This is a genomic window from Microbacterium meiriae, assembly GCF_040686935.1.
GTDB lineage: Bacteria > Actinomycetota > Actinomycetes > Actinomycetales > Microbacteriaceae > Microbacterium > Microbacterium meiriae.
In genome coordinates this window covers 503,341-526,161 of record NZ_JBFBMF010000001.1, presented here as the reverse complement: position 1 = coordinate 526,161, position 22,821 = coordinate 503,341, and the positions used below count along the sequence as shown (strand labels likewise).

At 71.1% G+C, this 22,821-nt stretch carries 21 protein-coding genes; 13 read left to right on the top strand and 8 right to left on the bottom strand.

The genetic code is table 11. The annotated features are described in order from the left end of the window. Positions 1-768 (bottom strand): siderophore-interacting protein, encoded by a 768-nt coding sequence (locus AB0P08_RS02525; RefSeq protein ID WP_315637231.1) that lies wholly within the window; start codon positions 766-768, stop codon positions 1-3. A gap of 100 nt (positions 769-868) precedes the next feature. Between AB0P08_RS02525 and AB0P08_RS02520 the strand changes: the two genes are divergently transcribed. Genes AB0P08_RS02520 through AB0P08_RS02505 form a run of 4 tightly spaced genes read left to right on the top strand, consistent with a single transcriptional unit; the run spans position 869 to position 4,687 of the window. Further along, the gene (locus AB0P08_RS02520) at positions 869-1,864 is read left to right on the top strand and encodes a siderophore ABC transporter substrate-binding protein (RefSeq protein WP_363587929.1); all 996 of its coding nucleotides are present in this window, start codon (positions 869-871) and stop codon (positions 1,862-1,864) included. 48 nt (positions 1,865-1,912) lie between these two features. Continuing rightward, positions 1,913-2,899 carry an ABC transporter permease gene (locus AB0P08_RS02515; RefSeq protein WP_363587927.1) on the top strand — a complete coding sequence of 329 codons (987 nt, stop codon included), beginning with the start codon at positions 1,913-1,915 and terminating at the stop codon, positions 2,897-2,899. A 7-nt stretch (positions 2,900-2,906) separates the two neighbouring features. After that, on the top strand, positions 2,907-3,935 hold the full coding sequence (locus AB0P08_RS02510) for an iron chelate uptake ABC transporter family permease subunit (protein ID WP_363587925.1): 1,029 nt from the start codon (positions 2,907-2,909) through the stop codon (positions 3,933-3,935). Continuing rightward, the gene (locus AB0P08_RS02505) at positions 3,932-4,687 is read left to right on the top strand and encodes an iron ABC transporter ATP-binding protein (protein ID WP_363587923.1); all 756 of its coding nucleotides are present in this window, start codon (positions 3,932-3,934) and stop codon (positions 4,685-4,687) included. Before AB0P08_RS02510 ends, AB0P08_RS02505 begins: the two co-directional genes overlap by 4 nt. A 6-nt stretch (positions 4,688-4,693) precedes the next feature. Here the strand turns inward: AB0P08_RS02505 and AB0P08_RS02500 are convergent, their stop codons facing one another. Genes AB0P08_RS02500 through AB0P08_RS02490 form a run of 3 tightly spaced genes read right to left on the bottom strand, consistent with a single transcriptional unit; the run spans position 4,694 to position 6,637 of the window. Beyond that, positions 4,694-4,891, bottom strand: coding sequence for a hypothetical protein (locus tag AB0P08_RS02500; RefSeq protein ID WP_025104487.1), 198 nt, complete (start codon positions 4,889-4,891; stop codon positions 4,694-4,696). Positions 4,892-4,929: 38 nt separating this feature from the next. Beyond that, entirely contained in the window at positions 4,930-5,868 is a 939-nt protein-coding gene (locus AB0P08_RS02495) for a DNA-3-methyladenine glycosylase family protein (RefSeq protein WP_363587921.1), read from the bottom strand. Positions 5,869-5,923: 55 nt separating this feature from the next. Further along, positions 5,924-6,637, bottom strand: coding sequence for a winged helix-turn-helix domain-containing protein (locus AB0P08_RS02490; RefSeq protein ID WP_363587919.1), 714 nt, complete (start codon positions 6,635-6,637; stop codon positions 5,924-5,926). A gap of 330 nt (positions 6,638-6,967) precedes the next feature. Between AB0P08_RS02490 and AB0P08_RS02485 the strand changes: the two genes are divergently transcribed. The 4 genes from AB0P08_RS02485 (at position 6,968) to AB0P08_RS02470 (ending at position 12,228) form a co-directional block, all read left to right on the top strand. Continuing rightward, the gene (locus tag AB0P08_RS02485; RefSeq protein WP_187663299.1) at positions 6,968-7,276 is read left to right on the top strand and encodes a GNAT family N-acetyltransferase; all 309 of its coding nucleotides are present in this window, start codon (positions 6,968-6,970) and stop codon (positions 7,274-7,276) included. A gap of 52 nt (positions 7,277-7,328) precedes the next feature. Further along, complete coding sequence (locus AB0P08_RS02480; protein WP_187663300.1) at positions 7,329-7,811, top strand: DIP1984 family protein; 483 nt, start codon at positions 7,329-7,331, stop codon at positions 7,809-7,811. A gap of 254 nt (positions 7,812-8,065) precedes the next feature. Next, positions 8,066-9,235 carry an exonuclease SbcCD subunit D gene (locus tag AB0P08_RS02475; RefSeq protein WP_363587917.1) on the top strand — a complete coding sequence of 390 codons (1,170 nt, stop codon included), beginning with the start codon at positions 8,066-8,068 and terminating at the stop codon, positions 9,233-9,235. Continuing rightward, the gene (locus AB0P08_RS02470) at positions 9,235-12,228 is read left to right on the top strand and encodes an AAA family ATPase (RefSeq protein WP_363587915.1); all 2,994 of its coding nucleotides are present in this window, start codon (positions 9,235-9,237) and stop codon (positions 12,226-12,228) included. Before AB0P08_RS02475 ends, AB0P08_RS02470 begins: the two co-directional genes overlap by 1 nt. 2 nt (positions 12,229-12,230) lie before the next feature. Here the strand turns inward: AB0P08_RS02470 and AB0P08_RS02465 are convergent, their stop codons facing one another. Further along, the gene (locus AB0P08_RS02465; protein ID WP_187663303.1) at positions 12,231-12,788 is read right to left on the bottom strand and encodes a phosphorylase family protein; all 558 of its coding nucleotides are present in this window, start codon (positions 12,786-12,788) and stop codon (positions 12,231-12,233) included. A 109-nt stretch (positions 12,789-12,897) separates the two neighbouring features. Between AB0P08_RS02465 and nadE the strand changes: the two genes are divergently transcribed. The 3 genes from nadE (at position 12,898) to AB0P08_RS02450 (ending at position 18,086) form a co-directional block, all read left to right on the top strand. After that, positions 12,898-13,716 (top strand): NAD(+) synthase, encoded by an 819-nt coding sequence (gene nadE, locus AB0P08_RS02460; RefSeq protein WP_062635667.1) that lies wholly within the window; start codon positions 12,898-12,900, stop codon positions 13,714-13,716. Between the two features lie 87 nt (positions 13,717-13,803). Continuing rightward, on the top strand, positions 13,804-17,286 hold the full coding sequence (locus AB0P08_RS02455; RefSeq protein ID WP_363587913.1) for a TM0106 family RecB-like putative nuclease: 3,483 nt from the start codon (positions 13,804-13,806) through the stop codon (positions 17,284-17,286). Next, positions 17,283-18,086: a GNAT family N-acetyltransferase gene (locus AB0P08_RS02450; protein WP_363587911.1), complete on the top strand. Its 804-nt coding sequence runs from the start codon at positions 17,283-17,285 to the stop codon at positions 18,084-18,086. Before AB0P08_RS02455 ends, AB0P08_RS02450 begins: the two co-directional genes overlap by 4 nt. A gap of 22 nt (positions 18,087-18,108) precedes the next feature. Here AB0P08_RS02450 and upp read toward each other — a convergent pair whose 3' ends face one another. Beyond that, positions 18,109-18,741, bottom strand: a complete 633-nt coding sequence (upp, locus tag AB0P08_RS02445) for a uracil phosphoribosyltransferase (protein ID WP_025104476.1) — start codon at positions 18,739-18,741, stop codon at positions 18,109-18,111. 81 nt (positions 18,742-18,822) lie between these two features. Between upp and AB0P08_RS02440 the strand changes: the two genes are divergently transcribed. Further along, a complete protein-coding gene (locus AB0P08_RS02440; protein WP_363587909.1) occupies positions 18,823-19,278 on the top strand; it encodes a nucleoside deaminase in 456 nt (151 codons plus the stop codon). Between the two features lie 4 nt (positions 19,279-19,282). Here AB0P08_RS02440 and AB0P08_RS02435 read toward each other — a convergent pair whose 3' ends face one another. Beyond that, positions 19,283-20,254, bottom strand: a complete 972-nt coding sequence (locus AB0P08_RS02435; protein ID WP_363587907.1) for a cation diffusion facilitator family transporter — start codon at positions 20,252-20,254, stop codon at positions 19,283-19,285. Positions 20,255-20,313: 59 nt separating this feature from the next. On the opposite strand from AB0P08_RS02435, the gene proC reads away from it, so the two are divergent. Next, positions 20,314-21,153, top strand: a complete 840-nt coding sequence (gene proC / locus AB0P08_RS02430; RefSeq protein ID WP_363587905.1) for a pyrroline-5-carboxylate reductase — start codon at positions 20,314-20,316, stop codon at positions 21,151-21,153. Positions 21,154-21,263: 110 nt separating this feature from the next. Here the strand turns inward: proC and AB0P08_RS02425 are convergent, their stop codons facing one another. Next, entirely contained in the window at positions 21,264-22,790 is a 1,527-nt protein-coding gene (locus tag AB0P08_RS02425) for a hypothetical protein (RefSeq protein WP_363588608.1), read from the bottom strand. Positions 22,791-22,821 lie beyond the last annotated feature (31 nt).

The following is a 22,821-nucleotide window of genomic DNA, read 5'->3' as shown; positions in this document are numbered from 1 at the left end:
TCAGTGGGGAGCGTGGTATTCGGCCTCGCCGCGCTTCCAGTAGCCCTTCACGACGGCGTTCGCGTTGTCCACGCCCCAGCGTGCCAGCAGGGCCCGACCGGGCTTCACGATGGACTGCTCGGCGGCGATGAAGACGAACGGGTCGGGTCCGACGACCTCGTCCTCGGTGAGCGCGTCGAGGAAGGAGATCAGCGCAGAGCCGGCGGGAGCGGCGCCGCGGTGCAGCCACTCGACAGCCACCGGAGCTTCGAGAGCGACCTCGCCGGCTGCCGACGTGGTCTCGATGACGATGCGTGCCGGCGTGCCCTCGGGGACGAGGGCGGCGAAACGGCGGATCGCGGGGATGGCCGTCTCGTCACCGACGAGGAGCCACGATCCCGGCTCTCCGGTGAGGACGGCGGCGCCGCGCGGCCCGCCGACGCCGATGGTCGACCCCAGCGGGGCGTTCGCGGCCCACGGTGCGGCCACGCCCTGATCGCCGTGCACGGCGAACTCGACATCGAGCCAGTCGTCACCCCACGCGAGGGGCGTGTACTCGCGGCTCGGGGCGGCGCGCAACTCCTCCACCGAGCCCACGGGGCCGCTCGGGAAGAAGAGCCGCATGTGGTCGTCTGAGCCCGGGGAGTCGAAGCCGGCGAGGTCGGGGCCGGACAGCCGGACGCGCACGAAATCCGGAGCGAGCCATTCGCGGGCGCTCAGCGTGACGTTGCGGAAGCGCAGCTCAAGGCCGCGACGCTCGATCGAGAAACCGGATTTCGTATCGCTCATAAAGTAAGGCTAACCTAAAAACCGACGCGGTCGGCTCACCCGCCCGTCGGACCGGCGCCCCACGAGGGTGCACACATCCCCGCAGAACAGGAGTCTCTCCATGTCCGTGCCCAGAACCCTCACCGCCACGAGCGTCGCTCTCGTCGGCCTGCTCGCCCTCTCCGGCTGCGCGTCCGGCGGCGAAGCCGAACCCGAAGCGACGACCGCGGGATCGGGGACCGTGACCATCGAGGACAACACCGGCACGCATGAGATCACCACGCCGCCGACCTCGGTCGTCGCTCTGGACAACCGGACCTTCCAGACCCTGTCCGACTGGGGCATCGAGCTCTCCGCCGGTGCGGTCTCCCTGATGCCGGAGACCGTCTCGTACGCGAAGGACGAGGACATCGTCGACATCGGCCTGCACACCGAGCCCGACCTCGAGGCCATCGTCGCCGCCGACCCCGACCTGATCATCAGCGGGCAGCGGTTCACGCAGCACAATGAGGCCATCGCGGAGCTGGTCCCGGACGCGACGATCATCGACCTCGAGCCCCGAGACGGCGAGCCCTTCGATGAGGAGCTCAAGCGGCAGACCACCGTCCTGGGCGAGATCTTCGGCACGCAGGACGAGGCCCAGAAGCTCGTCGAGGAGTTCGACGCCGCGGTGGACCGCGCGAAGGCCGCCTACGACGACGCCGACACCGTCATGGCCGTGAACACCTCGGGCGGCCAGATCGGCTACCTCGCTCCGACGGTCGGCCGTTCCCTGGGTCCGATCTACGACATGCTCGGCCTCACGCCGGCACTGCAGGTCGACGACGCGAGCGACGACCACCAGGGCGACGAGATCTCGGTCGAGGCGATCGCCGCCTCCAACCCCGACTGGATCCTGGTTCTCGACCGCGACGCCGTGTTCGCCGCGGAGACGCCGGACTACGTGCAGGCGGCGGAGATCATCGAGAACGCCGAAGCGCTCGCCGGCGTCACGGCGGTGAAGGACGATCAGATCGTCTACATGCCCACGGACACCTACCTCAACGAGAGCATCCAGACGTACACGACGTTCCTCAACGACCTCGCCGACGCGCTCGAGAAGAGCGCCGACAAGTAAGGGCTGGGCGGCGGCGTCCCGACCGGGGCGCCGCCGCCGGCATCCCCCATGACCTCTCCTCTCCTCATTTCGACACCGCGATCGTCCGCACGGCTTTTCGATCCGAAGCTGCTCATCGGCGTCCTCGTCGTGGCGGTGCTCCTGGCGATCTCGCTCTTCACGGGCGTGTACGACATCGCCGGCGCGGACGACGGCGCGCAGATGTTCCAGATCACCCGCGTCCCCCGGACGATCGCGCTCGTGCTCGCCGGCGCGGCGATGGCGATGGCCGGTCTCGTGATGCAGCTGCTCACGCAGAACCGCTTCGTCGAGCCGACCACCACCGGGACCACGGAGTGGGCGGGACTCGGGCTCCTCACCGTGATGGTGCTCGTGCCGCAGCCCTCCCTTCCGCTGCGCATGGCCGGGGCCGTGCTCGCCGCGTTCGTCGGCACGATGGTGTTCTTCGCGTTCCTCCGCCGGGTGGCGTTGAAGTCGTCGCTCATCGTGCCCATCGTCGGCATCATGCTGGGCGCCGTGGTCGGCGCGATCACGACCTACTTCGCCCTCGTCACGAACTCCCTGCAGATCATCGGTGTCTGGTTCGCGGGCAGCTTCACCTCGGTCATGCGCGGACAGTACGAGATGCTGTGGATCGTCGCCATCATCGGCGTCATCGTCTTCCTCGTGGCCGACCGACTGACCATCGCCGGGCTGGGGGAGGAGATCGCCACCAACGTCGGGGTGAACTACAACCGGATGATCCTGCTCGGCACCGCGCTGATCGCGGTGACGACCGGTGTGGTCACCGTCGTCGTCGGCAACCTTCCCTTCCTGGGGCTGATCGTTCCGAACATCGTCTCGATGGTCCGTGGCGACGACCTGCGCAGCAACCTGCCGTGGGTGTGCCTGCTCGGCATCGCGATCGTCACCGTCTGCGACATCATCGGCCGGACGATCATCATGCCGTTCGAGGTGCCGGTGTCGCTGATCCTCGGTGTCGTCGGCGCCGTCGTGTTCGTGCTTCTCCTCCTGCGGCAGCGTCGTCGTGGCTGAGGCGACGATGACGGCGACGACGGCCCCGCGGACGACGCGCTCGGCCGGGGCGTTCACGACCGTGCGGGCGCGTCGCCGCTACATCGTCGTGCTCGTGGTGCTCGGCGTGCTCGCCCTCGGTTCCGCGTTCGGTCTCCTCGCCTGGGACAACCCGCTGCCCGTCGGCACGCCCGGGTTCTGGCGCATCGCCCAGCATCGCGCGACCGCCGTGGTCGTGATGGCGCTCGTCGCCGTCGCCCAGGCCGTCGCCACGGTCAGCTTCCAGACGGTCACGAACAACCGGATCATCACTCCCTCGATCATGGGCTTCGAGTCGCTGTACCGTGTCGTCCAGACCACGACCGTGTACCTCTTCGGCGTCGCGGGGCTGGTGGCGATCCAGGGCGTCGGCCAGTTCGCCCTCCAGGTGCTCATCATGGTCGCGCTCGCCGTCCTCCTCTACGGGTGGCTCCTGTCCGGGCGCTACGGCAACCTCCAGATCATGCTGCTCGTGGGTATCGTGATCGGGGGCGGCCTCGGGGCGATCGCCACATTCATGCAGCGGCTGCTCACCCCCAGCGAGTTCGATGTGCTCGCCGCCCGGCTGTTCGGCAACGTCTCCAACGCCGATCCCTCGTGTCTCCCGCTCGCGATCCCGCTCGTGATCGCGGCCTCGACCCTCCTGTGGCTGCGGTCCCGGCGTCTGAACGTGCTCGCGCTCGGCCCCGATGCCGCACGATCGCTCGGCCTCGACCACCGGCGGGAGCAGTTCCTCGTCCTGACCCTCGTCGCCGTGCTGATGGCCACCTCCACAGCCCTCGTGGGTCCGATGACCTTCCTCGGCTTCCTCGTGGCGACGCTCGCGTACCAGTTCGCCGACACGCACGACCATCGGCCGATCTTCCCGGTCGCCGTCCTCACCGCGTTCTCGGTCCTGGCGGGGGCGTACTTCGCTATGAAGAACGTCTTCTACGCGCAGGGCATGGTGTCGATCCTCATCGAGATCGTGGGCGGCACCGTGTTCCTCATCGTCATCCTTCGAAAGGGCAGATTGTGATCGCACTCGACGGCGTCCGCCGTGACTACAGCAGCGAGGTGGCGATCGGCCCCGTCGACCTCCGTATCCCCACCGGCGGGATCACCGCGCTCATCGGGCCGAACGGTGCGGGCAAGTCGACGCTCCTGACCATGATCGGCCGGCTGAACGGGATGGACGCCGGAGCCATCGAGATCGCCGGGCTCGACGTCGCCTCGACGAAGTCCAAGGATCTGGCCAAGGTGGTCTCGATCCTCCGCCAGGAGAACCACTTCGTGACCAGGCTCACCGTGCGGCAGCTCGTGGGTTTCGGCCGCTTCCCGCACTCCCGAGGCCGGTTGACGAGAGCCGACGAGGAGGTCATCAGCCAGGCGATCGACTTCCTCGATCTGGGGGCGCTCGAGGGGCGCTACCTCGACGAGCTCTCCGGCGGGCAGCGGCAGCGGGCTTACGTGGCCATGGTGCTCGCGCAGGACACGGAGTTCGTGCTGCTCGACGAGCCCCTCAACAACCTCGACATGCGGCACGCCGTGCAGATGATGAAGCACCTGCGGCGGGCGGCCGAGGAGCTCGGGCGGACGATCGTCATCGTGCTGCACGACATCAACTTCGCCGGACACTACGCCGACCACATCTGCGCCATGAAGGACGGTCTGGTGGTGGAGTTCGGCTCGCCAGCGGAGATCATGACGGACGACGTGCTGAGCCGCGTGTTCGACACCCCCGTGCAGGTCGTGGACGGACCCTCGGGCCCCCTCGCCGTCTATTACTGACGCGAGTCAGAGCTCGACGCCGTGGTCCTCGTCGTTCACGCCCGCGTTGTGACCGCGGCGGGACTCGTAGCCGAGGAACCAGCCGAACCACACGATCGCGGCGAGCAGCACGCCCAGCCACACGTTCTGGAAGATGAGGCCGAGGACGACACCGGCGATCAGCAGGCCGACCGTGACGAAGATGCGCAGGGCGGTACGGGACATGCGCTCAGCATACGTCGGTCGCTCCGGGAACGGGCCGGTCAGCGTCGGCGGTGGTCTTCCGGGGCGAGCCGGGGTCCGCGCCGCGCCTCGGCGACCCCGCTCGCGAAGATGAGCCGGATGACGCGCTGCCGGTGACCGGCCCAGGGAGCGAGCAGTTCGACCATGCCGGCGTCATCCGTGCGGTGCCCCGTCAGGGCATGTCCGACCTCGTGCGCCAGATGGTAGTCGCCCACGCTGACGGCATCAGGGTCGCCCAGCGCGCGGATGCGCGTCTCCGCAGCGGTCCAGACGCCGACTCCGGGCAGGCTCGTGAGGACGCGGTCACGGTCAGGGCCGGTCGTGGCCGCTCGGACGGCATCGGCGATGCGGTCGCCGCGCTCCGCCGCCCGCACGATGGTCTTCGACTGCGGCGGCTCCACTCCCGCGCGATGCCACGCCCAGGACGGGATGCGTCGCCACTGCGCCGCGGTGGGAGCGACGGCCATCGGTCGCGGCGTCGGCCCCGGCGCCGGGTCGCCGAAGCGCGACACGAGGTATCGCCAGGCGCCGAAGGCCTGCATGGAGGTGACCTTCTGTTCGAGGATGCCGCAGGCGAGGGCATCGAAGACCTCATCCGTGCGCGCGAGCCGGATGCCGGGGTGTCGCCGGGCCGCCTCAGCGATGAGGGGGTGCAGGGAGGGATCGAAGCCGGTCGGGTCGTCGCCGGCACCGCACAGTGCCGGCACGAGGGCGAGTGCGTGCTCGGCGCCCGGACCCCAGGCGGTCGCCGTGACCTCGTTCCCCGACATCCGCAGGGCCAACGTCGACGGACCCTGTGGCGTGCGGACCGCGCGCCAGATGACGGGGCCGTCGAAGACCGTCGTCGGATCGGTGCCCCCGCGGCGCAGCATGCCGACGGTACGCCGGAGATCGAGCGGGTGCGGCGGGCGGTACATCGTCTCCCGCGGAGCATCCGCGCGGACGGCGGCGAGGGTCATGCGCCCACCCTACGCGCGGCTCCTGACACCGGCCTCCGGGCTGAGCAGGAGCGGGTCAGAAGCGGTCGGGCGACGGGGTTCCGTGGCCGTAACGGATGACGACGTCGGCGTGACGGTCGAAGCGGTAGCCGATGCCGCGCACGGTACGGACGATGTCCTCGTAGCGGCCGAGCTTCGCCCGCAGCCGGCGCACGTGCACGTCGATCGTGCGCTCGCCAGGGGTCTCGTCGTCCTGGGCCTGCCAGAGGGCGGCGACGAGCTCGCTGCGCTCGATCGTGCGGCCCTCGCGGAGGACGAGGTACTGCAGCAGCTCGAACTCCTTGTAGGTGAAGGCGGCGGACTCGCCGTCGATGAGCACGCGCTTGCGGGAGATGTCGACGGTGACGCCGGACTCCTCGGGCGTGGTCTCCTCCTCGGCGGCGGCCTTGGTGCGGGCGATCGCGCCGGGCTCCTGCAGGGCGAGACGCACGACGTCGAGGTCGCGGCCGCCGGAGCCGTGCGGGGCGAGGGCGACGGTGGCGTGGGTCTCGGCGCCGGGCGCGAGCTCGGCCAGCGTGCGGCGGAGGGCGTCGACGAGCAGCGGAAGGCTCACACCGGCTTCGGCGGCCTTGATCTCGTCCAGGCCGACGTAGAGGGCGAAGCCGCGGGGCGAGCGGACGGCGGGGAGGTCGGCGCCGGCCGGGGCCAGCGGAGCCGACGACTCAGCGGATCGGACGGTGCGGTTCGGGGCGGTGACGGCGGGACGCTCGAGAAGGGCGGAGTTCGACATGATGATGGGTCCTCAGGACGTGAGCCCGACGGGAGGGGGCTCGGATGCGTTGCACGAATGACCGGCGGAGCCGGGGAAGCGAGCACGGGTGTGTGCTCGGGACACTGCTCTCGCAGATGGCGAGGAGTCAGGTCAGACGAGGTGGCTGTTCGTTCAGCGACACATTCGGCAACACATGTCAACGCGACCGGGCATCATCATCCCGGCAGTCCCGTTCGCCTCCTGGGCGGACAAAGGGCGTGCGTTGATGGTCATGGGGGGATTATGTCCGATCGTGACGGGACATGTCAAAACGCCCGGGCGCGTCGCAAGAGGCGTAACGTGACACGGATGACGATCTCGCACACCGTCGGCGGCTTCATCCTGACCGACGAGAAGGACGCATCGCGGTACACCCTCACGCGCGACGGGAAGCTCGTCAGCGTGCTCGACTACCGGGACGACGGCCACACCGTCGCGCTCACCCGGGCCTACACGGTCCCGGCATTCCGCGGAAACGGATACGCCGGGAAGGTGGTCGAGGGGGCCGTGGCCGACATCGCGGAGCGCGGCGACCGCAAGGTCGACGCGGTCTGCTGGTACGTGGCGGAGTGGTTCACCGCCCACCCCGAGCAGTCCGGACTCCTCCGCTCACGCTGACGCTCCGGCTGTATGACGAACTGTTACGGCCGCCGCCTGCGAGGATGAGGGCATGAGACTCGCCGAAGCCCTGGCCGCCCGCGCCGACCTGCAGCGCCGCATCGAGCAGCTGCGGGCGCGCATCGTCGCGAACGCCCGGTACCAGGAGGGTGAGGAGCCTGCGGAGGACGCGGCGGCGTTGATCGAGGAGGCCGATGACGCACTGACTCGGCTGCAGAGCCTCATCCGCCGCATCAACGTCACGAACTCCCGCCTCGACCTCGGCGCGGACGGCACGATGACCGACGCGCTCGCCGCGCGGGACGTGCTGCGCCTGCGCCACTCGGTGCTCGCCGACGCGGCGGCCGCCGCGTCGGGGGCGAGCGAGCAGTACCTGCGTCAGATGCGCTCGGAGCTGAGGCAGGTGTCGGCGCTGCCGGTCGCCGCGCTCCGGGCCCGGGCGGACGCCGTCGCCCAGGAGCTCCGTGCGCTCGACAACCGGATCCAGCAGGCGAACTGGTCGCACGACCTCGAGGAGGAGAGCGGAAGTCGGTAGTCGCGACGGAGCGGGCACAACCCTCAGCCGGCGGGGCAAGCCGGCACCTGTGGGCGGAGGGCAGCCCTGATCTCGCATCGCGCAGCCCCGCACGTCGCACAGGTGAAGATGCACGGTGCATCTCGCATCACCACGTGCCGGTCGTCGCGACGAGGGTGGGTCAGGGGACCTTCCGCCTTCTCCTCGGCCGTCGGGAGACGGCGGTCCCGGCACGCCTCGGACGGAATGTCCGAGGGGCTTCGTACCGTGGGGGTATGCGGATCCTGCACACCTCGGACTGGCACATCGGCCGGACGTTCCATGGCAACTCGACCATGGACGCGCTCGCCGAGGTGCTCGCCGCCCTGACCGCGCAGGTCAGGGAGCACGAGGTCGACGTCGTGATCGTCGCGGGCGACGTGTTCGACTCTGCCACGCCCTCGGCCGCCGCCTATACGCTGCTCGGAGACGCCCTCGTCGATCTGCATGAGACGGGTGCACGGGTGGTCGTCACCAGCGGGAACCACGATTCCGCCGCGCGGCTGGGGTTCCAGGCCCGGCTGCTGCGCGAGGGCATCCACGTGCTCACCGACCCCCTCGCGGTCGGTACCCCCGTCACGATCGACGACGCTCACGGTCCGGTGCACTTCTTCGGGATCCCGTATCTGGAGCCCGCGATCGTCCGCCAGCACTGGCCGGAGGGCGACGCCGAGGGACGGCAGTTGCGCACGCAGGCGCAGACCATGACGCACGCGATGACCCTCGTCCGCGCGGGCATGCAGGAGCACGCGGGTCGGTCGATCGCGATCGCCCACTGCTTCGCCGCGGGGGTGGAGCCGACGGAGGGTCTGGAGCGCGAGGTGCGACAGGGCGGCCTCGACGTCGTGCCGCTCCGGGCGTTCGACGGCCCCGACTACGTCGCACTGGGTCATATCCACGGTCGTCAGCAGGTCAGCGAGCGGGTGCGATACGCCGGCGCTCCGCTGCACTACAGCTTCGGCGAGCAGCACAAGCCGCGCGGCTCCTGGCTCGTCGACCTCGATGCCGACGGGCTCGCGGGCGTCGAGTGGCTGGAGCTGCCGGTTCCGCGGCGCCTGGTCACTCTGACCGGCGCCTTCGAGGAGATCCTCTCCGCCGAGAACATCGCCGCGCACGCCGACGCCTGGGTGTGCGCCGTGTACACCGACGCCGTACCGCAGACCGAACCCATGCGACGGCTGCGCGAGGCGTACCCGCACTGCGCCATGGTGCAGCATCAGCCCGCGACGGTCGGGGAGGAGCGTGAGCGGTCGTACGGCGAGCGGCTGCGCTCCGCGGTGACCGACGCCGACCGGATCGAGGCGTTCCTCGAGCATGTGCGGGCGGGCCAGGGAGCGACCGAGGTCGAACGCGAGCTGATCCGCGAGGTGCTCGACGACCGGGTCCGCGCGGAAGCCCTCGTCTAGTGCGGCTGCATCGGCTGGAGGTCGAGGGTTTCGGGCCGTTCCGCGCGCGGCAGACCGTGGACTTCGACGCCTTCGCCGACGACGGGATCTTCCTCATCGCCGGCCGCACCGGAGCGGGGAAGTCGAGCATCCTGGACGCGGTCTGCTTCGGGCTGTACGGCGGGGTGCCGCGGTACGACGGCGGGGAGAAGAGGCTCCGCAGCGATCACAGCGAACCGGACGATCCCTCCGAGGTGGTCGTCGAGTTCAGCACGCCGTCCGGTCGCTACCGGGTCACGCGTTCGCCCGAGTACCTCCGGCCGGCTCGGCGCGGCGGAGGCCTGACCAAGCAGGCGGCTGCGGTCTCCCTGGAGGAGCTCACGGACGACGGCTGGGTGGGTCGCGCGGCGCGGGCGGTCGACGTGGCGCACGAGCTCGATGACATCCTCCAGCTCAGCCGCGAGCAGTTCCTGCAGGTGATCCTCCTCGCGCAGAACCGCTTCTCGGAGTTCCTCCTGGCGGGTAGCAGGGACCGGCAGGCGCTGCTGCGCCGGCTCTTCGGCACCGAGCGTTTCGAAGACGTGCAGGCGCGGTTCGACGAGCGGCGGCGCCACGCTGAGCAGGGGCTCGGCGCGCGCCTGGCCACCGTCTCCGCGCGGCTGGACGAAGCGGAGCGCCTGGTGGTGGATGCCGACCTCGGGCGCGACGCCGGTGACGACGAGGGCGGCATCGCGTCGGAGGTGCAGGGCGCTGGCACCACGACCGCCGATCGCCTGGCGGAGCTCGAACGGGCGCAGGCGCGCGCTGCGTATCGGGCGGAACGGCGCGCCGCCGATCGCCTGGAGGCGGAGAAGCGGTTCGAGGTCGCCGATGCTGCTCTGGCTGCGGCGCGCGAGGATCAGCGCGCGCAGAAGGAGCGAGACCGTGCCCGCGCGGCGATGACCCGTCTGGATGCCGAGGAAGCGGCGGTCGCCGCGGCGAAGGCGGAGCTCGCCAGGGCGCGGGCAGCCGAGGTGCTCCGTTCCTCGATCGCCGCGGCCACACGCGCGGCGGCGGCAGCGGACGAGGCGGCCGCCACGGAGGAACGGGCACACGCGGCCTGGGCCCGGCTCGGCGTCGAGACCGACGACCTCGACGCGTGGATCGCGGAACGGACGCGTGAGTCCGGGATCTGGGAGCGCGCCGTCACGCTGGAGGCACAGGCGCCGTCCCGCGCCACCGAGCGCGGGACGGCGGAAGCGGCTGTCGTCGCCGCCGAGCGCCGGTGCGAGGACGGGCAGGCGGAGCGCGCTGCCCTCCCCGGGCGGATCGCGGCCGCAACCCTGGAACGGGACGACGCCCGTCGACTCGCCGACCGCATCGCGGAATGGGAGAGCGTGCGCATCGCCGCGGCCGTTCGCCGCGAAGCCGCGGTAGAGGCGGAGACCCTGCAACAGGAGTGCACCTCCGCCGAACGCGTCCTCGCCGAGGCGACGTCTGCACAGGCCGCCGCACAGTCGGCTCTCGCTGACCTGCGGCAGCGCCGGATCGACGGCATGGCGGGGGAGCTGGCCTCCGCCCTCGTCGACGATCACCCCTGCCCGGTGTGCGGTGCGCGAGAGCACCCGGCCCCGGCAGACCACGGCGCGACGGTCTCCGCGGAGGACATCGCGGCTGCGGAGGTCCGGAGGGACGAGGCGGCGCGGCGCGAGCAGCAGGCGGCGTCGACCTGCACGACGTTGCAGGTCCGACTCGCCGCGGCGACGGCGCGCGCGGACGGACGGGACGTCGAGACGGCGGGAGTCGAGCTCGATGCCGCCCGTGCCGCGGAGAAGGAAGCCCTCGCCGCCGCCGAGACCGCGCGGCGACGCGATGTCGTCCTCGCCGAGCTCCGCGAGCAGCAGGACGCCCTGGAGCTCCGCCGTGTCCAGGACGAGGCGGCCCTCGCCGCAGCCCGCGAGCAGCTGGCTCTGGCGGTCCAGCGAGACGATGACGCCCGCAGGGCGATCGACGAGGCGCGAGGGAGCTACGCGTCGGTCGCCGAGCGGACGGCGGAGACGACCGCCCACCTCGCCGTGGCCCGACGCCTCCTGGACGCCGAGGCCGAACGTGCGCGGAGACAGCAGGCGGCGACGGAGGCGGCCGCCGAGAGAGACCTTGCACTCGATGCCTCCGAGTTCCCCGACGTCACGGCCGTCGTGGAGGCGTTGCGCCCGCCGGCGGTGCAGGCGGAGCTCGATGAGCGGGTGACGACGCACGCGGTGCAGCGGGAGAAGGAGCGTGCACTTCTCTTCGACCTCGAACTGCGGACCCTGCCGGAGGAGCCGATCGACCTCGCGCCCATCGAGCAGGCAGCGCTCGATGCGAGGGCGGCGTGGACCGCCGCCGTCGACGAGGCCACGAGGACGGCGGGCGACGCTGCGCGGCTGGCCGGCCTCATCGACGCCGCGAAGGACGAGCACGCCCGCACGGCAGAGGACGCGGCGGCGTTCGAGGTGCTCCAGGCCCTCGCCGACACCATCGCCGGACGCGGAGCGAACACACGCAAGATGACGCTGGAGACCTTCGTGCTGGCGGCAGAGCTCGAGGAGATCGTCGACGCCGCGAACCGCCGCCTCCACGACATGTCGGAAGGACGCTACCGGCTGCAGCACTCCGATGCCCTGGCGGCACGCGGTGCCGCGTCCGGACTGGGCATCGTGGTCGCCGACGCGTTCACCGGGCAGACCCGCCCGCCACAGTCGCTGTCCGGCGGCGAGACGTTCCTCACGTCCCTGGCGCTCGCCCTCGGGCTGGCCGAGGTCGTGACGGCCCGCGCCGGCGGCATCCGCCTGGACACGCTCTTCATCGATGAGGGATTCGGCTCGCTCGACGGCGACACACTCGACGTCGCGATGCGCACGCTCGACGAACTCCGGCAGGGCGGGCGCACGGTCGGGGTCATCAGCCACGTCGAGGCCATGCAGGAACAGATCCCGGCTCAGCTCACCGTCCGCGCGCTGCCGAACGGGCCGAGCGTCATCGAGATGCGCTGAGCTCAGACCCCGTATTCGGCGCGGATGACTTCGCGCAGCTCGATGCTGCATCGGGCGATGGCCTCGCGGAAGTCGGCCAGGGCGCCGTCCTCGGCCTGGTCGGAGACGGCGCGGAAGGCGCGGATGGGCACGCCGAACTGTCCCGCGACCCAGATGTACGCGTAGGTCTCCATGTCCACCAGTGCGGCGCCCATCGGCCGGATCACCGCCGTGACCTCGGCGTCGTTCACGAAGTGGTCACCCGTGGCGATCACGACGCCCTCGCGGCCCGTGGTCACCTGCGGCGGAAGCGAGACGTGCCGTCCGACGACGCCGTCGAGATCGATCACGTCGTGCTGCACCGCCGTCGCGATCTCGTGCACCGCGTACGGACGCCCCTTCTCGATGGAGCCCGCGGTGCCGACGACGACGACCTCGTCGTAGGTCTTCGCGTCGAGGGCCCGGGTCAGCGCGTACGTCGCCGGCAGCTTGCCCGGGCCGGTGACCAGACGGTCGAAGCCGTCGAGCTCCTCGGGGAAGGCGGACAGTTCGGACTCGAGGGCGGCGACGAGGAGCTTCACCGCTTCAGTCTCTCAGGTCGCGGCCGGATACCGCGTCCTGGCGCAGTGGCGTGACCCGCAGGAAACACGGAAGGGCGATACTGGAGTGAACCGATGAGCGGAGGACAACGTGTCGTTGCAGAAGCAGATCGCGGAAGACCTGGGCGCCCGGCCCGACATCGATCCCGAAGCGGAGGTGGAGCGTCGCGTCGGCTTCCTCGCGGACTACCTGCGCACGACGGGCGCGAAGGGGTTCGTCCTCGGCATCTCCGGCGGACAGGACTCGACGCTCGCGGGGCGCCTCGCCCAGCTCGCGGTGGAGCGCGTGCGTGCCGAGGGCGGGGAGGCGACCTTCCTCGCGGTGCGTCTGCCCTATCGCGTGCAGCACGACGCCGACGACGCCCAGGCCGCGCTGGACTTCATCGCGCCGGACTCGTCGATCGAGGTGAACATCCAGAACGGGGTCGAGGGCGTCGAGAAGGACATCGAGTCCGCCGTCTCCAGCGACATCTCCGACTTCAACCGCGGGAACATCAAGGCCCGCCTCCGCATGGTCACCCAGTACGCGCTCGCCGGGCACGAGGGTCTGATCGTGATCGGCACCGACCATGCCGCCGAAGCCATCACGGGCTTCTACACGAAGTTCGGCGACGGCGCGGCCGACGTCCTCCCGCTCGCCGGGCTCACGAAGCGACAGGGTCGCGCCCTGCTCCAGTTCCTCGACGCCCCGGAGCGCCTGGCCTTCAAGGTGCCGACGGCCGACCTCCTCGACGACCAGCCGGGGCGCACCGACGAGGACGAGCTCGGGCTGACGTACGAGCAGATCGACGACTTCCTCGAGGGCCGGGAGGTCGACCCCGAGGTCGCCGGGCGCATCGAGGCGCGGTATCTCGCGACTCAGCACAAGCGTCATCTGCCCGTGACGCCCGACGACACCTGGTGGCGCTGACCCGGGGCGCCTCACGCGGGACCGCCCGCTTTTCGCCGTGTCGGATGCCGCGGATAGTGTCGAAGCAGCCGACAGAACGGGAGAATCGTGCGGATCGACACAGAGGCGCAGCGGGTCATCTGGAGCGCGAGCGACCTCAAGGCGGCCGCCGAGTGCGAGTTCGCCTGGTCCCGCGCGATCGATGCGAAGCTCGGTCGGGTCCCCGCGGTGGAGGAGCCGGAGGACGCGACGCTCCTCCGCGCGGCCCAGCTCGGAGACGTGCACGAGCAGAACGTGCTCGAGCGCTACATCCGGGAGCTCGGCGAAGAGCGGGTGCATCGGATCGCCAAGGTCTCGTCGAGCGATCCTGACGCGCTGGCTGCCGCCGTCGACGAGACGTTGAGCGCTCTGCGCTCGGACGCGCTGGTCGTCTTCCAGGCGGCGTTCGCCACCGACGAGTTCGTCGGGTTCGCCGACTTCCTCCGCCGCGATGCGGACGGGGGTTGGCGCGTGCAGGACTCGAAGCTCGCCCGCAAGGCCCGGGTGACAGCACTCATGCAGCTCGCGGCATATGTCGACCAGCTCGACCGGCTCGGCATCCCGCGTGCGGACGAGGTCGACCTCATCCACGGCGACAACAGCGTCAGCACGCATGCGGTCGAGGACCTCCTCCCACTGTTCCGCGTGCGCCGGGCGCGGCTGCGCGCTCTGATCGCGGACCGCTCCGTGGCCGACGGCGCGGCCGGGGCGCCGCTCGCGTGGGGCGACGACCGCGGCGATCTGCGCGTGGTCGCCTGCGGACGTTGCGCCACGTGCGAGGAACAGGTGCTGGCCCATCGCGACCTCCTCATGGTGGCCCGCATGCGGCCGGTGCAGCGGGCCCGTCTGCGCGCCGCCGGGATCCTCACCATCGACGACCTGGCCGCGGCGACCCAGGCACCGGAGGGCATGAACGTCGACACGTTCGAGAACCTCCGCGCCCAGGCACGCGTGCAGCTGCGGGCGGATGCCGAGGGGGCGGCGACGTACGACGTGCACTATGCCGCGGCGATCCACACCCTCCCTGTGCCCAGCCACGGGGACATCTTCTTCGACTTCGAGGGCGATCCGCTGTACACCGAGCCCGCTCCCGACGGCGAGGCCGAGTGGGGCATCGACTATCTGTTCGGCTGGGTCGACAACGCCGACCAGTACACCGCGCTCTGGGCGCACTCGTTCGCGGAGGAGCGTCGGGCGCTGGAGACCTTCCTCGACTTCGTGAAGGTGCGTCGCGCCGCCCACCCCGGCATGCACATCTATCACTACGCCCCCTACGAGACCTCCCACCTGGTCGCGATGGCCGCCCGCCATGGGGTGCGCGAGGGTGAGGTGGACCGCCTGCTCCGCGAGGGCGTGTTCGTCGACCTGTACCCGCTGGTGCTGCGCACAGTGCGGGTCGGTTCGCGGTCCTACTCCATCAAGAAGCTCGAGCCCCTCTACATGGGGGAGGACGTGCGCACGAGCGACGTCCAGAAGGGCGACGATTCCATCGTGCAGTACGTCGCGGCGCGGGAGCTCGCGGCAGCGGGGGCGCAGGCCGAGGCCGACGCGGTGCTCGCCGACCTCGCGGACTACAACCGCTACGACTGCGTCTCCACCCGGCGGCTGCGCAACTGGCTCATCGACATCGCCCGCGCGGAGGGGGTCACGCCGGCCCCGCCGGACGACGCGGACGAGGTCATCTACGAGCCGTCGCCGCGTTCGCTCGCGCTGCTCGGCGATGCGGAGCGTGCGGCGGAGACCGGTGATGACGGGCTCGTGCACCGGCTCGCGGCGGCCGCCATCGACTACTTCCCGCGCGAGGCGAAGAGCTTCTGGGTCGCGCACTTCCAGCGGCTGCGAGAGCCGGTCACGATGTGGGACGGCACGCGCGATGTGGTGAAGGTCGATGCGACCCGCTCGCGGGTCCGCCGGGACTGGAGCATCGGCGAGGGCCGCAGAGTCCTGTCGCGCGAGCTGGAGATCCGCGGCGAGGTGTCCCCTGGCACGACGCTCGGTCCGGGCGCCCAGCCGTTCGCGCTCTACGACGTCCCGGCGCCGTTCGACACCGACGTCCCGTCGCGCGCGGTGCACGTGCCGCACGGGGTCACGGTCGTCGAGGTGCTGGACGACGGCTATCTCGTGGCGGAGTCCGCGGTCCAGGGGCAGACCTGGGATGACCTCCCCGTCGCCCTCACCCCCGCCGCGCCGCCACGGGTGGTGTCGCTGCAGCAGGCGATCGACGAGTGGGCCGATGCGGTGCACGCGGCCGCTCCGGACTTCCCCCAGGACGCGGCGACCGACATCCTCCGCCGCCTCCCTCCGCGCACCGTGTCGGGGAACGCGCTCCCGGCCGCCGGCGACGACCCGATCGGCGCGATCGTCCGCGGGATCCTGGACCTTGACCGCAGCTATCTCGCCGTACAGGGGCCTCCAGGCACGGGGAAGACCTACACGGGCTCCCAGGTGATCGCCCGGCTCGTCACAGAGCACGGCTTCCGCATCGGCGTCGTCGCGCAGTCCCACGCGATCATCGAGACGCTGCTGGAGCGCGTCGTCGCCGACGGTGTCGCCCCGGGTCAGGTGGCGAAGTGCCCCAAGGACGCGAACGCCGATCCCGGGTACACGGTGATCCCGAAGACCGGCATGGCCGCCTTCCTCGCGGAGCACGCAGACGGGGGCGCCGTCGTGGGCGGTACCGCCTGGGACTTCAGCAACACGCAGCGGGTGGCCAGGGGAGAGCTCGACCTGCTCGTGATCGACGAGGCCGGGCAGTTCTCGCTCGCCTCGACGATCGCGGTCGCCGCGGGCGCGCAGAGGCTCCTCCTCCTCGGCGACCCGCAGCAGCTGCCCCAGGTCAGCCAGGGCGCCCACCCGGAGCCGGTGGACACGTCCGCGCTCGGCTGGGTGATGGACGGCGACCCCGTCGTGCGCCCGGAGTACGGCTACTTCCTCGCGCGCTCCTGGCGGATGCACCCGCACGTCGCGGCTCCGGTGTCGAAGCTCGCCTATGCCGGGAAGCTCGCCTCCGCACCCGGTACCGAGCGGCGCGCGGTCGAGGGCATCGACCCGGGCCTCCACGTGGTGCCGCTGCGCCACCGCGGTAACGCGACCCAGTCGCCGGAGGAAGCAGAGGAGGTCGTACGCATCGTCCGCGACCTCGTGGGCCGCACCTTCCACGACAACGATGCGGCGGGCACCGTGCGGCCACTGACGCCGGAGGACATCATCGTCGTGGCGCCGCACAACGCGCAGCGGCAGCTCGTGCACGACGCGCTCGCCGCGGCGGGTTTCGGCGGCGTCCCGGTGGGCACGGTCGACAACTTCCAGGGCAAGGAGGCCGTCGTCTCGATCACGACGCTCGCGGCGTCGAGTGGCCGGGACGCTCCCCGGGGCCCGGAGTTCCTGCTGCTGCAGAACCGGCTCAACGTGGCGATCTCCCGGGCGCAGGTCGTGGCCTACCTCATCCACTCGCCTGCGCTGCTCGACGACCTGCCGTACACGCCCGAGGGCGTCGCCCGGCTCAGTGCCTTCGCCCGCCTGGTGGGGGCCGCGGAGGAGGAGGGTTCATGACGACGACGGTTCCTGCACCGGCCGCCGACGGCACGCCGACCGAGGCGGACATCCTCCGTGCAGCCGCTGCGTGGGCCTGGTTTCCGCGCGGCAGCGAGCATGTCCGCGGCGACCTGCTCCTCGTGCGGTACCCGGAGCGGTTCGGGGGCGGCGTCCGCGGCTCGCAGGTGACGTCCGCGCGCCCTGCCGCCGAGGTGCTGGACGGGGCGCTGGATCGCACCAGAGCCTGCGGCGAGAGCGTGTTCACGTTCTGGACGAATCCCGCCGACGACCCCGACCTCGAAGAGGAGCTCCGACGCCGCGGTGCCGTGCACTTCGACACCGTCACCGTGTTCGCGCGTCCGACCAGTGGAGCCGCGGTCGACGTGCCGCCCGGGGTCTCCGCCGAGGTCGTGCGGGCCGTGGATCAGCTCCGCGAGGTCGATGCGATCAACGTCCCGGTCTGGGAGCAGCAGCCCCTCGACGACGACGGTCTGCGTGCCGAGTTCGCCGAGCTGACCGAAGCTCTCGATGCCGGTACCGGTTTCCGGGTGCTCGGGCGCATCGACGGACGCGCGGTGAGCACGGGCGGATGCACCATCGTCGACGGGTTCACTCGACTCTGGGGAGCGGCGACGCTCGAGGCCGATCGTGGTCGCGGCGTCTATCGAGCGGTCCTCGCGGAACGCCTGCGGCAGAGCGCCGCGCGCGGTGCGAGGACTGCGCTCGTCAAGGGCCGTGTCTCGACATCGGCGCCGATCCTCGCGAGAGCCGGCTTCACGCGCTACGGCGACGAACGCGGCTACCGCCTGGCCCTCTGACGTGGGAGCGGCGGCGACGGCCTCAGACGGTGCCGTACAGCCGGTCTCCCGCGTCGCCGAGACCGGGCACGATGTACCCCTTCTCGTCGAGGCGCTCGTCGAGCGCTCCGAGGACGAGGGTCACGTCACGGTCGCCGGCCATCGCCTCGATCGCCGCCACACCCTCCGGAGTGCCGAGCAGGCAGATCGCGGTGACGTCCTTCGCACCGCGATCGAACAGGAACTGGATCGCGGCGGCGAGCGAGCCGCCCGTCGCCAGCATCGGGTCGATCGCGAAGCACTGGCGGTCGGAGAGATCGTCCGGAAGCCGCTCGGCGTACGTGGTGGGCTCGAAGGTCTCCTCGTCGCGGACCATGCCGAGGAAACCGACCTCCGCGGTGGGGAGGAGCTTGACGAGGCCTTCGAGCATGCCGAGACCGGCGCGCAGGATGGGGACGACGATGGGCCGCGGCTCGGAGATCTTCACGCCCGTGGTCGTGGTGACCGGCGTCGTGATCTCGATCGGAGTGACCTTCACATTCCGGGTCGCCTCGTACGCGAGGAGCGTCACGAGCTCTTCGGTCAGCTGGCGGAAGACCGGCGACGGGGTGCGCGCGTCGCGCAGCACCGAGAGCTTGTGGGTGATGAGAGGGTGGTCGGCGACGTGAACACGCATGGATACAGGCTAATGCGCCCCGCGTCCGCGCACGACATCGGGTGCCGTGGCGGACACAGCGCGCTGACGTAGGCTCGGGGCATGACCGCCGCCGACCGCCGTGCGATGCAGCGTGCCCTCGAGCTCGCTGCCGAGGCCGCGGACGCCGCGGAGATCCCGGTCGGCGCCGTCGTCCTCGATGCCGACGGGCATGTCCTGGCGGAAGGACGGAACACCCGCGAGACCACGCGCGATCCGACCGGGCACGCCGAGATCGAAGCCATCCGGGCTGCGGCGGCGCACCGGGGATCGTGGAATCTCGACGGCTGCACGCTCGTCGTCACGCTCGAGCCCTGCGTGATGTGCGCCGGCGCGATCCTGCAGGCACGCATCGGCCGCGTGGTCTTCGGCGCGTGGGATGACAAGGCGGGAGCGGCCGGATCGATGTACGACGTGCTGCGCGACCGGCGCCTGCCCTACCGCGCCGAGGTGATCGGCGGCGTGGACGAGCACGCGTCCATCGCGCTGCTCCGGGCCTTCTTCGAGGACCGTCGCTGAACGCTCAGTCCGAGGACTTGAGGACGAAGACGTCGGTCGAGGGTTCCGGATCGATCGCGGGACGGTAGACGTCCGGCTCGATGTAGACGACCCGGGCGACCGGCACGGCGGCCCGGATGCGGGCCTCGATCTCGTCGATGTCGTCGGCGACCTCGCGCAACGGCTTGTCGGCGCTGAGTGCGACCTTCGCGGCGACCATCAGCTCGTCGGGCCCCAGGTAGAGGGTCTTCATGTGGATGATCTTCTCGATCTCCGGGCCGTCGTTGATCGCGTCCACGATCCGGTCGTAGTCGGCGGGGGTCGCTCCCTCGCCGACGAGCAGACTCTTGGTCTCCACGCCCAGCACGATCGCGATGAGCACGAGCAGGACGCCGATCATCACGGTGCCGAGGGCGTCGAAGACGGGGTTGCCGGTGAGGAGCGTGAGACCGACGCCGAGCAGGGCGAAGGTGAGTCCGGTGAGGGCCCCCACGTCTTCGAGAAGGACGACGGGGAGCTCCGGCGCCTTGGACCGTCGCACGAAGGAGAACCACGACTGCCCCTTCTCGCGCACGACGTTGCTCTCGCGCACGGCGGTGCGGAGCGAGAACGACTCCAGGCCGATCGCGATGAACAGCACGACGAGGGGGAGCCACCACCAGGTCTGATCGATCTCATGCGGATGGGTCAGCTTGTCCACGCCCTCGTAGATCGCGAAGAGCCCGCCGACGGAGAAGAGGATGATCGAGACGACGAATGCGTAGACGTAGCGCTCGCGGCCGTAGCCGAACGGGTGCGAACGGTCCGCATGGCGCTTCGCCTTGCGCCCGCCGAGCATCAGCAGCAGCTGGTTGCCGGAGTCGGCGACGGAGTGGATCGCCTCCGCGAGCATCGATGCCGAGCCGGAGAGAGCCCACGCGAGGAACTTCGCGAGGGCGATGCCCAGGTTCGCCAGGAACGCCGCGACGATGGCCTTGCTGCCTCCGGATGCACTCATGCGACGAGTCTAGGACGGCAGCCCGGCCGCCACAGGAGCGCCCGCCGTAGGATGACGACATGGCTGATGCGCTCCCGTCCCTCGCGTTCCTCGGTGCCGGATCGATGGGGGGAGCGATCCTCCGCGGCGTGCTCGCCTCGGGCGTCCCCGTGCAGGGAGGGATCACGGCCACGAACCGCACGCCGGAGAAGGCGGCGGCGTTCGGGGGTCTCGACGGCGTCACGAGCATCGCGCTGTCCGAGCAGCCGGAGGGCAACGCCGAGGCCGTGGCCGGCGCGCGGGTGGTCCTGGTCGGGGTGAAGCCGGCGATGGTCCCCGACCTCCTCCGCGAGATCGCGCCGCACCTGGCCGCGGAGACCGTCGTGGTGAGCCTCGCCGCGGGTGTCACGCTGCAGACCTTCGCGGATGTCCTCGGCCCGGAGGCCCGCGTCATCCGCTCCATGCCGAACACCCCGTCGACGATCCGCAAGGGGGTCACCGGGCTCGCGGCCGGCGCCGCGGCGACCCCCGACGACCTCGCGCTCGTGCGTCGTCTGTTCGAGACGGTGGGCGCGGTGGTGGAGGTCCCCGAGTCGCAGATCGATGCGCTCTCGACGATCTCCGGCTCCGGTCCCGCGTACGTCTTCCTCCTCATCGAACAGTTCACCGCAGCTGCGCGGGGGATGGGCTTCGCCGACGCGGACGCCCGTCTGCTGGCCGAGCAGACCTTCATCGGCGCGACCGCGCTGCTGGACTCGACGGGGGAGGACCCCGCGGAGCTCCGCCGCCGGGTGACGAGCCCGAAGGGGACGACGGAGCGCGCGGTCGCCGTGCTCCAGGACGCGCACCTGTCCGACACCTTCGCCGCCGCTGCTGCCGCCGCCCTCGCTCGCGCGAAGGAGCTCGCCGCCGGCGCCTGATCCCGCGCGCTTCCACCCCGCGAAGGCAGGCGACCACGCGAGTTCAGGCGGTGAATGCTCCTGTGGCCTGAGCCCGCGCGAGTGCCTGTTGTGGGCGAGGTGTCGTGCGGCTAGGCGTCGCTGGCGACCTCGGTGAGCACCTCGGGCCAGCGCCGTTGCAGGACGCGACCGCCGAGCACCGTGCCGCCCCACAGCGCAGCGCCGCCGAGGACGACGGCGGACGCGAGGCTCGCCCACCCCAGGGGCGGGATCCAGATCGACGCGATCGCGAAACCGAGGGCGGGGCCGCCGAGCAGCAGCGTGATCGGCGACATGATGAGCATCGCCAGGAAGGACTGCGCCCCACCGGAGGAGCCGCGCCCGAACGGGTTGGCCTCGGGAGCCGGAGCCCGTCCTGGCAGGAACGTACCCACCCAGGACCCCGCTCCCGCCGACACCGCCATGAGTCCGAGAGCGGCCCCCAGGCTGCCGGGGAGCAGATCCGGACGGCCCGCCAGCAGGCAGCTCGCGACGCAGAGGAGGACCGTGATCGGCACCGCGATCATCGCGAACCCCAGCAGGCGTCCGACGCGGTCGGCCGCGCCGCTCACACCGGTGAGGATGTGCAGCGCGACGGCGTCGTTGTCGTAGGCGATCGCCATCTGCACGATGCTCCCGGCGAGGAGGGCGTTGATCGCCGGAATGAGGGTGATCGCGGGCGCGAAGCCGGCACTGTCCTGCTGCAGTCCGTTCATGAGCGCGAGTCCGAGGAAGATCGCCGGGAGCAGCAGGAGCATCACGATGTTGACGACCTGACGCGGATCGCGGCGGAAGTAACGGAGCGTCCGTCCCGCGATGGCACCGACGGGGCCCGCGGGGAGCAGGCGGTCGAGCAGGCCGCCCGAGCGCACGCGTCCGCCGCCGCTCGACTGCAGCGGCGCGACCAGGCGGGCATCGAGCATCCGTCGCGCGGCGACCCAGAAGACGACGAGGGTGCCGGCGGCGACGAGCAGTCGCAGGAGAGCGGTGAGCACGTCGCCCTGGGCCACGGCGGCCGGGACCCCGAAGACGGCCGCCACCGGCGTCCACGCGGCGATCTCGGCGACCGTCGTGAAGGCGCCGCCGACGTCGCGCACGGTCGACAGCGCCTGCAGCCCGATGTTCAGGAGGAGGCCGGAGGAGGCCAGCAGCACGACGCCGAGGGTGAGGACGAGGTCGCGCGTCCGCCGACGGGCGAGCCACCCCGCGAGCAGACCGCTGACGACGCGGGCGCCGAGCACGCACGTCGCCAGGGCCACCGGGATCATGAGCATCGCGACGAGGAGCGCCGGAACGCTGACCGACCACCCCACGAGCATCAACAGCAGGGCCAGCGCGGTGCCGATGCCGCCGATCGTCGTCGTCCCCGCCACGACCAGTCCGGGGAGGAGGGTGCGGGCGGTCACCGGGAGCAGGGCGAAGCGCTCGGGCGCGAGGGAGTTGTCCGCACTGACGAGGATCGACCCGACCCACCACCCGAGCACGACGATGGCACCGGTGAGGACCATCGCCGTCACGGCGGCGTCGGGAGCTCCCACCCGCAGGGCGATCAGCCCGACGGTGAGCAGCCCGAGCATGCTCAGCGCGATGAGACCCACAATCGCGAGGGTCACGATCATCCAGGGGTTGCGCCTGAGCTGATGTCCGAGC

Excerpts from the sequence above, each read along its gene's own strand:
- AB0P08_RS02480 (WP_187663300.1), top strand. The coding sequence starts at position 7,329 with ATGAGACTCGCCGAAGCCCTGGCCGCCCGCGCCGACCTGCAGCGCCGC.
- proC (WP_363587905.1), top strand. The coding sequence starts at position 20,314 with ATGGCTGATGCGCTCCCGTCCCTCGCGTTCCTCGGTGCCGGATCGATG.
- AB0P08_RS02485 (WP_187663299.1), top strand. The coding sequence starts at position 6,968 with ATGACGATCTCGCACACCGTCGGCGGCTTCATCCTGACCGACGAGAAG.
- AB0P08_RS02515 (WP_363587927.1), top strand. The coding sequence starts at position 1,913 with ATGACCTCTCCTCTCCTCATTTCGACACCGCGATCGTCCGCACGGCTT.
- AB0P08_RS02435 (WP_363587907.1), bottom strand. The coding sequence starts at position 20,254 with ATGAGTGCATCCGGAGGCAGCAAGGCCATCGTCGCGGCGTTCCTGGCG.
- AB0P08_RS02495 (WP_363587921.1), bottom strand. The coding sequence starts at position 5,868 with ATGACCCTCGCCGCCGTCCGCGCGGATGCTCCGCGGGAGACGATGTAC.
- AB0P08_RS02510 (WP_363587925.1), top strand. The coding sequence starts at position 2,907 with ATGACGGCGACGACGGCCCCGCGGACGACGCGCTCGGCCGGGGCGTTC.
- AB0P08_RS02525 (WP_315637231.1), bottom strand. The coding sequence starts at position 768 with ATGAGCGATACGAAATCCGGTTTCTCGATCGAGCGTCGCGGCCTTGAG.
- AB0P08_RS02440 (WP_363587909.1), top strand. The coding sequence starts at position 18,823 with ATGACCGCCGCCGACCGCCGTGCGATGCAGCGTGCCCTCGAGCTCGCT.
- AB0P08_RS02520 (WP_363587929.1), top strand. The coding sequence starts at position 869 with ATGTCCGTGCCCAGAACCCTCACCGCCACGAGCGTCGCTCTCGTCGGC.
- upp (WP_025104476.1), bottom strand. The coding sequence starts at position 18,741 with ATGCGTGTTCACGTCGCCGACCACCCTCTCATCACCCACAAGCTCTCG.
- AB0P08_RS02450 (WP_363587911.1), top strand. The coding sequence starts at position 17,283 with ATGACGACGACGGTTCCTGCACCGGCCGCCGACGGCACGCCGACCGAG.
- AB0P08_RS02490 (WP_363587919.1), bottom strand. The coding sequence starts at position 6,637 with ATGTCGAACTCCGCCCTTCTCGAGCGTCCCGCCGTCACCGCCCCGAAC.
- AB0P08_RS02425 (WP_363588608.1), bottom strand. The coding sequence starts at position 22,790 with ATGATCGTGACCCTCGCGATTGTGGGTCTCATCGCGCTGAGCATGCTC.
- AB0P08_RS02475 (WP_363587917.1), top strand. The coding sequence starts at position 8,066 with ATGCGGATCCTGCACACCTCGGACTGGCACATCGGCCGGACGTTCCAT.
- AB0P08_RS02500 (WP_025104487.1), bottom strand. The coding sequence starts at position 4,891 with ATGTCCCGTACCGCCCTGCGCATCTTCGTCACGGTCGGCCTGCTGATC.